This is a genomic window from Sediminibacterium sp., from assembly GCF_051860225.1.
In the GTDB taxonomy this organism is placed as follows: domain Bacteria; phylum Bacteroidota; class Bacteroidia; order Chitinophagales; family Chitinophagaceae; genus Sediminibacterium.
This window is the reverse complement of record NZ_JBHYEI010000002.1, coordinates 184,003-196,465: the sequence shown is the minus strand read 5'-3', so window position 1 is coordinate 196,465 and position 12,463 is coordinate 184,003. Positions and strand designations below refer to the sequence as shown.

General features: G+C 35.6%; 13 protein-coding genes. 9 read left to right on the top strand and 4 right to left on the bottom strand.

What is annotated here, in order from left to right; genetic code table 11:
• Positions 1–59: 59 nt before the first annotated feature.
• Complete coding sequence (locus ACTIEI_RS07685) at positions 60–3,227, bottom strand: hypothetical protein (protein ID WP_439505708.1); 3,168 nt, start codon at positions 3,225–3,227, stop codon at positions 60–62.
• Between the two features lie 126 nt (positions 3,228–3,353).
• On the opposite strand from ACTIEI_RS07685, the gene ACTIEI_RS07680 reads away from it, so the two are divergent.
• A complete protein-coding gene (locus tag ACTIEI_RS07680; RefSeq protein WP_439505707.1) occupies positions 3,354–4,556 on the top strand; it encodes a bifunctional 3,4-dihydroxy-2-butanone-4-phosphate synthase/GTP cyclohydrolase II in 1,203 nt (400 codons plus the stop codon).
• Between the two features lie 4 nt (positions 4,557–4,560).
• Here ACTIEI_RS07680 and ACTIEI_RS07675 read toward each other — a convergent pair whose 3' ends face one another.
• The 3 genes from ACTIEI_RS07675 to rpe all read right to left on the bottom strand — a co-directional run bounded on the left by ACTIEI_RS07675 (position 4,561) and on the right by rpe (position 7,260).
• Positions 4,561–5,382, bottom strand: coding sequence for a hypothetical protein (locus ACTIEI_RS07675; protein ID WP_439505706.1), 822 nt, complete (start codon positions 5,380–5,382; stop codon positions 4,561–4,563).
• 99 nt (positions 5,383–5,481) lie between these two features.
• Positions 5,482–6,468, bottom strand: coding sequence for a PhoH family protein (locus ACTIEI_RS07670; protein ID WP_439505705.1), 987 nt, complete (start codon positions 6,466–6,468; stop codon positions 5,482–5,484).
• A gap of 144 nt (positions 6,469–6,612) precedes the next feature.
• Positions 6,613–7,260: a ribulose-phosphate 3-epimerase gene (gene rpe / locus ACTIEI_RS07665; RefSeq protein ID WP_439505704.1), complete on the bottom strand. Its 648-nt coding sequence runs from the start codon at positions 7,258–7,260 to the stop codon at positions 6,613–6,615.
• A 156-nt stretch (positions 7,261–7,416) separates the two neighbouring features.
• Between rpe and ACTIEI_RS07660 the strand changes: the two genes are divergently transcribed.
• From ACTIEI_RS07660 to rpsK, 8 genes are all read left to right on the top strand, one after another.
• The gene (locus tag ACTIEI_RS07660) at positions 7,417–8,517 is read left to right on the top strand and encodes a TolB family protein (RefSeq protein ID WP_439505703.1); all 1,101 of its coding nucleotides are present in this window, start codon (positions 7,417–7,419) and stop codon (positions 8,515–8,517) included.
• 90 nt (positions 8,518–8,607) lie between these two features.
• Positions 8,608–9,081, top strand: a complete 474-nt coding sequence (locus ACTIEI_RS07655) for a hypothetical protein (protein WP_439505702.1) — start codon at positions 8,608–8,610, stop codon at positions 9,079–9,081.
• Positions 9,082–9,108: 27 nt separating this feature from the next.
• Positions 9,109–10,266: a homogentisate 1,2-dioxygenase gene (locus tag ACTIEI_RS07650; protein ID WP_439505701.1), complete on the top strand. Its 1,158-nt coding sequence runs from the start codon at positions 9,109–9,111 to the stop codon at positions 10,264–10,266.
• A gap of 40 nt (positions 10,267–10,306) precedes the next feature.
• A complete protein-coding gene (locus ACTIEI_RS07645) occupies positions 10,307–10,711 on the top strand; it encodes a hypothetical protein (protein ID WP_439505700.1) in 405 nt (134 codons plus the stop codon).
• 241 nt (positions 10,712–10,952) lie between these two features.
• Positions 10,953–11,171, top strand: a complete 219-nt coding sequence (gene infA, locus ACTIEI_RS07640) for a translation initiation factor IF-1 (protein WP_026752042.1) — start codon at positions 10,953–10,955, stop codon at positions 11,169–11,171.
• Between the two features lie 61 nt (positions 11,172–11,232).
• Complete coding sequence (gene ykgO / locus ACTIEI_RS07635; RefSeq protein ID WP_071790319.1) at positions 11,233–11,349, top strand: type B 50S ribosomal protein L36; 117 nt, start codon at positions 11,233–11,235, stop codon at positions 11,347–11,349.
• 38 nt (positions 11,350–11,387) lie between these two features.
• On the top strand, positions 11,388–11,768 hold the full coding sequence (gene rpsM / locus ACTIEI_RS07630; protein WP_026752041.1) for a 30S ribosomal protein S13: 381 nt from the start codon (positions 11,388–11,390) through the stop codon (positions 11,766–11,768).
• A 153-nt stretch (positions 11,769–11,921) separates the two neighbouring features.
• A complete protein-coding gene (rpsK, locus tag ACTIEI_RS07625) occupies positions 11,922–12,332 on the top strand; it encodes a 30S ribosomal protein S11 (RefSeq protein WP_439505699.1) in 411 nt (136 codons plus the stop codon).
• Positions 12,333–12,463 lie beyond the last annotated feature (131 nt).

The following is a 12,463-nucleotide window of genomic DNA, read 5'->3' as shown; positions in this document are numbered from 1 at the left end:
GTCATATTATTATGCGTGTTATTGATGATTTTAAGAGGGCATTAGTAAACCAGTGTTTGTTAATAAAAACTTAACCTACATCCAAGTTGCAACATCCAATTACTGCTTCTAGCAGGATTAAAGCGTTGATTTAGCTCAAATAAAGGCTGATCTAAGATGTCTGGATCAAATGAATAAGTAGGTACCAAAGTTTGGTTGTTTATAAAACCTTCAAATTTTATTAGTCGTTTTCTATTTCCAGGAACCAATAATTGTTCTCCCCAATTTTTATTCAATAAATTGGCAGCATTCAGTAATTCAAGTGCAAGTGAACACCTGACCGATTGAGTAGCAATTTTAAATGGGAATTGGAAATGAAATTTTAAATCAAATCGATGACTAAACGGAGACCTGCTTCCATTTCGCTCTGCATATTGACCTCTTCTATTTTGTAGATAAGAATTGTTTGCAATAAAGTAGGCTAATGCTTCTTTTTGTTGTTCAATGGTATAATAGCTATCTTTCTTTTTGAGCGGAATAAAATACATATTTTCTATTTCATTGGGGTAGGGTATATAAATGAGATCGTAACCACCCGTATTGGGTGCATCACCTGATAATGTATTTCCATCGTAAACAAAACTGAATGGACTGCCTGATTGACCCGTATAATGAACAGACCAATTGAATTGTCTTTGTTTTATGCTTTTTTTATTTACCTGGTATTCTGCATAAATTAAGTGCCCTCTACTAAAATCTGAAATGGCAAGGGTAGTATTATTTCTTCCGTTGATTTGTTCATTTAATTTCCAATGATTTAATGGGATGGAAAAATTTCCATCATATATAGAAAATGCGTTACTGTAAGAATAATTCATTAACCACCTATTATTTTTGTGTTGCATTACCCAATGGATACTAGCGCTGTAACCATATCCATTTTGGTGTTCCATATTTTTAATTAGAATGATTTCATTATATGGATTAGAACCATTTGGCAAGATTGGTATATTCAAGGGTTGATTGGGGGATTGAATCCACCGCTGATCAACTCCTTGTAATTGTACTTGTGTGGGGTTGATGTTAATATTTTCAAATCCTATTTCACTAAGGTTTTGAAAGTACATCCAATTCGTTCCTATTTTATTATAATCATTTAGCTTAGTATCAGTTTCTAATGTTGTTCTCCAAATAGTGGGCATTTTTATTTTTTCAGCGCCTACATAAACCGTTCCTTTATTAGTACTGTACTGAGAAGGGAATGCAGTTTGGCCATTGTTATTTATTGTATTTAATACAAACCCCTTTAATTGTTGATTATTCGCATAATGGTGTTGTATTTTATTCCCATTATTGCTCAATATTCCAGATAGCCATGCGTAGGGTATTCTTCCAGAAAAAATGCCCGTACCAATTTTAATAGTTGAATTGATTAATGGAATAAATGTTTTGATATGTATTCTAGGGGAAGCTGCAGAACTTAGTTTAGGTAGCTTCCCTGATTGTGCACCCCATATAGTATGATACTGTTGTAAAACAGGTAGTGCTGTGTCTTGGGTGAAAGCATCCGCCTCTGTTTCATTTAAAAAATTTTCTCCATTCAGCCTTATACCTGCATAAAGGTTAATATTTTTAAATACCGTAGTATGATAATTAAAATAAGCAGCAGCCTTCATTATTTTTAATTGGGCTAATGGGTCATTAGCTGCATGACTGTTCCTACTTTGATTAATGCTGAAATCAACTGTATTTCTATTTTGTAAAAAATTACTGATGCTATAGTAAAAAAATTGACCGTGTCCGTTGGTTATAAAACGGTTATTTAGGATGCTATAATCAACGTCGTATCCCCATTCAATCCAATGCCTGCTGTTTAGTTTGCTCCAGCGATTGGTTACATTAAAATTGGATTGTGTGAGAAAATTTTGGAAAGTTTCTTCACCCGCCCCCAACATAAGCATGCCTTCTCCATCTAATATTCTTAAACTTGGAAATGACTGTAATCTAGGTTCTGTAACAGTGCTATGGTGAATAAATGCAAAGAGTAATTTGTGCTGCTTAAAGTTGTTGATGCTTTTTTTCCATTCAACACTTGTAGCAAAATATTGGTGTGATTGAATTTTTCCATTATTAGAAAATTGTAAGATGGCTGAAGAGCTTAATTGGTTGTTGCTACGAAATCCATTGGACCATTTTACATTGATAGTTATGGCTTGTTTTTTCTTGAATAATACATCCAGCCGAAGGGCTATTTTTTGCGAATTATTATTTTCTGTTTGATCAAAACTGCCAATATCATAGCCATACCGATCTTTCATCGTTTGTCTAAAACGGTTAAGTTTTTCTATGCGATTGGTTTCACCGATATATTCGTTGGTATTAAAAGGTCTTGTAATACTTTCATTTACTTGATCTATATTGATAAAATAAAATGATTTATTCGTTGATATAGGTCCGCTAATATTAACTCCTGAGTGCCAGTATTGATGCGCATTACTTCTGCTAGTAGTATATATTTCTTGTGATGCTTTATTTTTCCCAGATCGAGTAGTCATGTTCAATGCTGCTCCAGTAAAACTGCCTAAGGATGCATCATATGGCGAAACTAATAATTGCATTTGCTCAAAACTTTCCGGTGCTGCAACTAATATTCCTGTTTCGCCCATGATTGTTCCAGTAGGTGATAATCCGAATAAATCATTTTGTAAAACCCCATCTATATAAAAAGAATTGAATCGATAATTTTGACTTGAAAATGACACTGCTCCAGTTTGATCATTTTTTATATATGCTTGCGGTTGGTGTATCATTAAACCACTTAGTCCATTTCCTCTTATTGGCATTTGATCCAATAAATTAATAGGTTGACCATTATTATTTGTTCTGCTAGAACTGCTTACTAGAATGGGTTTTAAATAATTTATGGAAGCTTGTAATGGAATATTAATTAATACATCTTCACCAAGAATAACGGTAATGAAATTAATTTGCATAGTATCAGCTAATGGGTAGATTACTTTAAGTTGGTAATTACTTGCTGGTTTTACTTGATAAAATCCATAAGCCCCGCTTTTATTACTGATTGTTTCTATTTGTTGATTAGTGCCCTGATCGGTTAATATCAAAACTGCCCCAATTGCGGCTTTATTGTTAAAGCTGATTTTGCCGCTTATTGAGCCAGTGGTATGCTGCGACTTTAATCCCATAGGAATCAAAATAAAGCCCCATACAATCATAATCCATTTCATCTCTAATGATTTGTATTCAATGCTACTACGATCATTTGTTAATTTGATGCGTATTTATACCATTGTACATTGTTTTAAAGCGGTTGCTTGAGTTGATTTTTGTAATTTTGCACCTCAATTCATTATATGTTAGATAGTATAGTAGCTGCAATAGAAGATATCAGGAATGGGAAAATGGTTATTGTGGTAGATGACGAAGACCGTGAAAATGAAGGTGACTTTATTATGGCTGCCCGTTTTGCAACTCCTGAAGCGATTAATTTTATGAGTAAGGAAGGCCGTGGATTGATTTGTGCAGCTTTAACGGAAGAACGTTGTAATGAGTTAGCATTAACGCCCATGGTTAGTTCCAATACTTCATTACATGAAACCGCATTTACGGTTTCTATTGATTTAATTGGTCAAGGAACTACTACAGGTATTTCTGCTCATGATCGTTCCAAAACAATTCAAGCTTTGGTTAATCCTAATGCCAAAGCTGCTGACTTTGGAAGGCCTGGGCATATTTTCCCTCTCAAAGCTAAATCTGGTGGGGTTTTGAGAAGAAGTGGCCATACTGAAGCTACGGTTGATTTAGCAAGATTAGCAGGATTGGAGCCTGCTGGTGTTTTGGTTGAAGTCATGAATGAAGATGGTTCTATGGCGCGCTTACCTCAACTGTTAGAAATTGCGAAAAAATTCGGGTTGAAGATTATTTCCATTAAAGACCTGATAGATTACCGCTTAACTTCTGATTCTTTAATTGAAGAATTAGTAAGGGTAAATATGCCTACTAAATTTGGTCAATTTGAATTGGTAGCCTTTAAAGAAAATTTATCTGGTGCGGAACATCTTGCTTTAATAAAAGGTTCTTGGAAAAAAGATGAGCCCGTATTAACTAGGGTACATAGCAGTTGTTTTACTGGAGACATTTTAGGAAGCTTGCGGTGTGATTGTGGTGAGCAATTGCATAAAGCTATGCGAATGGTGGATGCTGCTGGTGCAGGAGTTATTCTATATATGAATCAAGAGGGCAGGGGCATTGGATTAATTAACAAGTTGCGTGCGTATCAATTGCAAGAACAAGGAATGGATACTGTTGAAGCGAATATTAAATTAGGCTTTGGGATGGATGAAAGAGATTATGGGGTGGGGGCTCAAATTCTTCGTTCATTAGGGATAACCAAACTAAAATTGATGAGCAATAATCCCCGCAAAAGAGCTGGTTTAAAAGGATATGGTTTAGAAATTGTTGAGACTGTTCCCATTGAAGTAGCTCCTAATCCACACAATGAAAAATATTTAGAAACCAAAAGAGACAAACTGGGCCATGCTATTTTAGGAGAATAAATGATTATTTTCTTCTCTTTTTAATCAATTGCTTTGTTTCGTCTAATTCTTTTTTCAATTGAATAGTATAAAGCGTAAGCTCTTCTACTTTTTTTAAGAGTAATGCATTCATTTTACCAAGATCTAAGCCATCTTTCATTACTTCATCGGTGGTTTGTACCTCAGGTAAATGTTGATTGGTTTTAATGTATTGATCCAATTCGTTCAAAGGCATTAATTTATAATCCTTATGGAATACATGGTCATACCAGTCTTTTGAGCTTTTTATAGCTACTTTTACTTTCTCGGTTAGTATACCTTGTTCTACATATAATTTATAGCCGTCTACTAGTGTATTAACGTCACCTATTTTTACCCTTCCTTCATATGAATCAATGGAGAAAAATTCTTTTTCTATTGCATCTGATCCTGCTTTATGACTTATTTTAAATGTCTGTGGGGTTTTAAGTACTTCGTCTCCGGAAACCCTTGCACCAATGGTCCAATAACTTAAGTTTTTAGGATTGGATACATCCCCATTCGAGAACATAATTGAGGGCTCGTTTTGTCCACCTGATGCCCACTCGTTACTTAATTTTAATAAAATATTCTTATTTCTGGTATTGCCAGCTGCTTTTTTTATTTCCAATGGTGCCCCAGGATTTAAAATGCCAATTCCAACAAATCCTGCTTCGGGAAATACATTTTGTTTATCGCCTGTAGCGGCTGCATTTTCATCAACAGTTGCTGTTGCCGTTTTGGGTTTACCGCTTGTGGTGGGTCTTTGTGCTTTTGCTGTCAAATGAACTAACAAAAATGCGGCTGAAAGTAGCAAAACTCTTTTCATATAAAAAATGCTTGATCGAGTTAATAACGAAATTATTGCAAAATTAGTGTGCTGATTTTTGGGATGAACTAAAAAGGCGCCCTCTTGGACGCCTTTTACTTATCTGTGATGAGGTGGATGTTCAGCATCTTCCCTTTCTTTTTCTTTGTCGTAAGCCTTGATTATAGCTTTAACCAATCGATGTCTAACTACATCTTCTTCAGTTAATTCTATATGCGCTATTCCATCTATATTCTTTAAGATTCGAGTAGATTTATCTAATCCACTGCGCATATTCCTTGGTAAGTCAATTTGTGTTGGGTCTCCAGTAATGATTGCTTTAGCATTCGCACCAATTCTAGTTAAGAACATTTTTAACTGGAGGTCATTGGTGTTTTGGGCTTCATCTAAAATAATAAATGCATTGTCTAATGTTCTACCTCTCATATAGGCTAATGGAGCTATTTCAATGGTTCTAGTACTCATATAATAACCCAATTTGTCTGCTGGTATCATATCGTCTAGTGCATCGTACAATGGTCTTAAATATGGATCAATTTTTTCCTTTAAATCTCCAGGCAAGAAGCCTAAGCTTTCTCCAGCTTCTACTGCAGGTCGGGTTAAAATGATTTTTTTAACTACTTTATTTTTAAGTGCTCTTACCGCTAATGCAACAGCAGTATAGGTTTTACCTGTGCCCGCTGGTCCTATTGCAAATACAATATCGTTTCTATCTGCAGCGTGTACCAATTTTTTCTGATTTTGCGTTCTTGCTCTAACCGTTTTTCCATTAGGTCCAAAAACCAAGATATCATTGGGATTACGATCAATAAAATTATCTACCGCTTCTGCATCATCTCCTCCTAAAATTTGTTCAAAATAGCCTTCACTTAAATGTCCATTTCGCTGCAAATACTGAACAATTAAGTCTATTTTTTCTCGGGCAGTGTCAATTTGTTCGGGTGCTCCGCTCAATTTTAACTGAGTGCCTCTCGATAAGATTTTTAGTAAGGGGAACTTTTTCTTAAGTAAATCTAGTTTGCCGTTATTTACGCCAAAAAATTCAATGGGGTTTACCGACTCTAGGCTAATGATTGTCTCTGTCAATCTTTACGGTTTTAGTGATAGAATTAAAAACAGGGGATTTAATTATCGCCTTTCTCAAATTTAATAAATAGCAATACTTAAATCCTAATGATTCTTATTAACAGTTGTGGAAAGAATAAAGTTTAACGATTCCCTAATCTGTCTTTACAAGGCTTTCAAAGCGGCGATGGTAGCAACTGGGTCTTTCGACTTAAAGACAGTATTTCCAGCGACTAATACATCAGCGCCTGCTGCTAAAATACTGGGTGCATTTTCGAGGGTCACTCCGCCGTCAATTTCAATGAGGCAATGGCTGTTTTTTTCAACAATTAATTTTTTTAAAGACCTAATTTTTTCAAGGGTTTGTGGAATAAAATGTTGTCCACCAAAACCGGGATTCACACTCATTAAGCAAACCAAGTCTAGGTCTTGAATAATATCTTGTAAAAGATGCACTGGAGTATGCGGATTTACTGCAACACCCGCTTTCATCCCTAATGATTTAATCTGTTGAATATTTCTATGTAAATGATTGCAAGCTTCAATATGAACCGTTAAAATATCTGCTCCTGCTTCTTTAAAAGCAACAGTATATTTTTCCGGTTCTTCTATCATTAAATGCACATCGCATACTTTTTTAGTGGCTGTTCTAATATGACTAATTACTGGGAGTCCAAAACTAATATTAGGAACGAATCTACCATCCATCACATCCAAATGAAACCAATCTGCTTGGCTTTCATTTAAAAAGGCGCAGTCTTCTGCTAAATTCAAAAAATTTGCACTTAAGAGGGAAGGGGCTATTATGGGCATGAATTAAATTTAAATGAATTGATCTTTAGAGCCTTGTTACCGATGTTGCAAAAGTATATTCTTTTATAAGGAATTTCTAAAAACCTTGTATTCTGTGACAGTTTCCTGACAAAATTAAGCATCGTTCAAACTAATTTTGCGAATCATTCTTTAAATATGAAAAAAATTATCATTGTCTTTTCCAGTCTTTTAATGGCTTCAGCTGCGATGGCTCAACCGGCTATGACTTCTGTGCCTACTGTACCAGGAGATACGCTTCGTTTCGAAGGAGAAAAATATTTCAAAAATGTACAACAGTTGACTTTTGGAGGAGACAATGCGGAAGCTTATTGGAGTTTTGATAGCAAGCATATTGTTTTTCAAAGAACGAATCCAAAAGAAGGGATTAATTGCGATCAAATTTTTGTGGGTAAAGTTCCGACCAAATTGGGAGAAAAATTTGAATATAAATTAGTTGGAACAGGAAAGGGAAGGTCTACCTGTGCTTATTTTATGCCTGATGGGAAGCATATTATTTATGCTTCTACGCATGAAGGAGGGAGCGATTGTCCGCCAGTACCAGATAGAACAAAATATGGCAACAAGTATATATGGCCCTTGTATAGTAGCTACGATATTTACATGGCCGATTTAAATGGGAAAATCGTAAAAAAGTTAACGAATGCAAAAGGATATGATGCAGAAGCAACACTTTCTTATGATGGAAAAAAGATGATTTATTGTAGTGATAAAAGTGGTGATCTAGAATTATATATAATGGACTTGGCTTCGGGTAAAGAAAAACAAATAACAACCGATTTAGGGTATGATGGAGGTGCTTGGTTTAGTCCTGATGGGAAGAAAATTGTTTGGCGTGCAAGCAGACCTAAAACGGATGCTGAAATAAAAGAATATAAAGAATTGTTGAAAGAAGGTTTGGTGGCTCCTACCAATATGGAAGTTTGGGTTGCTGATGCGGATGGATCAAACGCCAAACAAATCACTAGTTGGGGGCAAGCCAATTGGGCTCCCAATTTTACTCCGGATAGTAAAGGGATTATTATTTCTAGTAATCATGAATATAAAAGAGGTTTCCCCTTTAATATGTATTTAGTTGATCTAGACGGGAATAATAAACAAAAGATCAGTAGAGACCAAGGTTTCGATGCTTTCCCTATGGTAAGTCCTAATGGGAAGCGAATTGTATTTGGTTCTAACAGAAATAATGGGGGTACTCGAGACACCAATTTGTTTGTAGCAGATTGGGTTAAGCAATAGGAAAATTTGTTTGTTTGTTTGTTTGGTTAGAGTGGTTTACGCGCAAGCGTAAACCATTTCTGTTGTATCTTGCTGCTTAAAATATTTTTTATGCAAACAGGATTTGTACATCTTCATAATTTACTTCGTTGGGTTATTGTTGTGTTGTTATTGATTTCATTAGTAAAAGCATATACCGGGTGGACATCAAAAAAAGTATTTGCTGCAGGGGATAAAAAAACATGGTTATTTACCATGATTGCTTCTCATATCACCCTTCTATTGGGTTTGTATCAAGTTGCTTTGGGTAGGTATGGTATTTTTACTACTACATTGCCAGAAGGAACTTCTTTCATGAAAGATAAGTTCTATCGTTTCTTTTGGATGGAACACCCAATAACAATGATTGGCGCTATCCTCTTTATTACCCTTGCCCATGGAATGGCAAAGAAATCAGTAGCAGATGAAGTAAAATATAAAAAAGCATTTTATTTTTTCTTGATCGCTGCTTTATTATTGTTGGCAGGCGTTCCTTGGCCTTTCCGTGGAGAAATTATTGGAAGACCACTTTTCCCAGGTGCATAATTGCAGTTAAGATTTAAATAAAAAATCATGCCTCATTATATTAAATTAGGTGAAGTTCCCCATAAGCGTCATACACAGTTTAGAAAGCCAGATGGAGGCTTGTATTCTGAGCAATTGTTTTCTACAGAAGGGTTTAACGACGATTATAGCTTGTTATATCATATTCATCCGCCAACTCAAATCATTCATACTGATGAACCAATTGTAGTTGCTCCTAAAGTAGCGGAAGAGAAAATGTTAAAGCATAGAAGCTTTGAAGGTTTTAATGTAATACCTGAAGCAGACTATTTAAATAGTCGAAAGGCAGTTCTGGTTAACAACGACTGTCATATTGTACTGGCCGCACCTCAGCAAAGTTTAACCAGTTATTTTTATAAGAATGCGGATGCAGACGAATTAATTTTTATTCATGAAGGAACAGGCAAGTTGTTAACCCAATATGGTCAACTTTCTTTTTCTTACGGCGATTATATTGTAATTCCTAGAGGTACAATTTATCAGATTCATTTTGATACGCCTGAAAACCGTTTATTTATAGTTGAAAGCTTTAGCCCATTTAGATACCCTAAAAGATATTTAAGTAGACATGGTCAATTATTGGAACACTCGCCTTATTGCGAACGTGATATTAGAGGGCCAGAGAATTTGGTAACTATAGATGAAAAAGGAGATTTCTTAATAAAAACTAAAAAGAAAGGAGTTTTATACGGGTTACATTACGGAACACATCCTTTTGATGTAATAGGTTGGGATGGATGCTGCTACCCTTATATTTTTAGTATTCATGATTTTGAACCAATTACTGGTCGTGTTCATCAACCTCCTCCTGTTCATCAAACATTTGATGCACATAATTTTGTTGTATGTAGTTTTTGTCCTCGTTTATATGATTATCACCCCAATGCAATTCCTGCTCCATATAATCATAGTAATATTGATAGTGACGAAGTATTGTATTATGTAGATGGAGATTTTATGAGTCGGAAGAATGTTACGAGGGGGATGATTACCCTTCATCCTGCAGGTATTCCACATGGGCCTCATCCCGGGTCTGTAGAAAAAAGTATTGGGAAAAAGGAAACCCATGAGTTGGCAGTGATGGTAGATACTTTTCATCCGTTACAATTAACTGAAGAAGCTTTGCGAATCGAAAATCAAGGTTATACGATGAGTTGGGCAGAATAATCCCAAAAAATCCTTAACTTATGGCTTAAACGATTGCTATATGATTAAATTCAACGACATCAAAATTGGAGATTACATGATGGGTGAGTTTGAAGGCAAGCTATGGGAAGGAGAAGTAACCAGGTTAAATGGGGATGAAAAGCAAGTGTGTTTACTTACATCCGTTCAAGAGTTTTGGTTTTCTACTGATCATCTACATCCTATTCCTTTGGATGAAAATGCGCTCCTAAACCTTCAATTTTCTAAACAGGGTTCAGATGATGGCTCTGTGAAGTATTCTAAAGGCGCTTTTAGGCTGGTAACACCAAAAGCAGGAGATTTTTCTTCTATTGAAATGTGGTACAGAGAAGACAGAAGGCATCATCCAAATGTTCACTTTGTACATCAGTTACAAAATCAATACCATGATATGGTAAAAATTCATTTAACTAGGGATCCAATGTAAAAGTGAACTATTCAGCTGAAATAGTCATTTTAATATTCAATTTTAGTCTATCAAAAAATTAAACGCTGGCACTCAACTGCTGGCGTTTTTCATAATTTTGCAGTTGAAAATGGTTAGATTTGGCCTTTAAGGCTGTGGAAAACCTATTTTTTTTAATTTTTTTCCACATTTTCAAGAGTTTTTTCCCCTTATTTTTCATAATTCGGTTGTATTCTAATATCTTTGCAGCCCCAAAAATAGTATGTCGAAACAACCATTGATTAAACAAGACGGAGTAATTCTGGAAGCATTAAGTAATGCTATGTTCAGGGTTAAATTAGAGAACGGTCATGAAATATTGGCCACTATTTCAGGAAAGATGCGGATGCACTATATCCGAATTTTGCCAGGGGATAAAGTAGGGGTTGAAATGAGCCCTTATGATTTGAGTAGAGGAAGAATCATTTTCAGATACAAATAAGTAGCTGAATAATTTAAAGAAACGGAACGTAACAGGAATATAACAGTTAAACAACCAAACAATGAAAGTAAGAGCTTCCATTAAAAAACGCAGTGCCGATTGTAAGATCGTGAAGCGCAAGGGTAAATTATTTGTGATTAACAAAAAGAATCCTCGCTTTAAGCAGCGTCAAGGGTAATTCGATTAATCAAATTAACAGCATAAAACAACTATAATATGGCTCGTATTGCCGGTATTGATTTGCCAAAAAACAAAAGAGGTGAGATTGGTTTAACCTACATTTTTGGTATTGGACGTTCAACAGCTCAGTATATCCTTGAAAAAGCGGGTATTGACTTTGATAAGAAAGTAAACCAATGGAACGACGAAGAGCAGACTGCTATCCGTAATATCATTAACAATGAGTTTAAGGTAGAAGGTGCACTTAGAAGTGAAGTGTCTATGAGTATCAAGCGTTTGTTAGATATTGCTTGTTACAGAGGATTACGTCATCGTAAAGGACTTCCTGTTCGTGGCCAAAGAACCAAAACTAATAGCCGTACAAGAAAAGGTAAACGTAAAACAGTTGCTGGCAAAAAGAAAGCTGCTAAAAAATAAATAGTTAGCCCGAAGTAATCGCTTCGGGCTTTCTTACATAAATAAATCCTTTGTATTGGATCTCTTCTAATTAGGAGAGGGAGATGCAAAGGTTCCGTAACAACGGATTTTTTTTAACCATCCCCTTGGGGAAGACTACCTAAAAAAGCAAAAATGGCTAAACCACAAAAAGCGCAGAACAGTGCAAAAGCTGCTGCCAAGAAAAGAGTAGTAAAAGTAGATGCAGCCGGTGAGGTTAGAATCTCTGCTACTTTCAACAACATCATTATCAGTTTTACCAACAAAACCGGTCAAGTAATTAGCTGGAGCAGTGCTGGTAAAATGGGTTTCAAAGGTTCTAAAAAGAACACTCCGTACGCTGCACAAATGGCTGCTGCTGATGCTGCTAAAGTTGCATTGGATGCGGGCTTAAAGCGTGTTGATGTATTTGTTAAAGGACCAGGTGCAGGACGTGAAGGAGCTATTCGCTCTATTGCACAATCAGGTATTGAAGTTACTTCTATTAAAGACGTTACTCCTATGCCACACAATGGTTGTCGTCCTCCAAAACAAAGAAGAGTATAACAACCCTAAGCCCCAATAGGGGTAGTGGAAATAATATTGAGCCACAAGGTTTCATTTATCAAAAGGTTGCCCGATTCATTTTTTACGATTTTTAACCGATCGAAGCAACGAATTCTAAAAAAATCGAAATG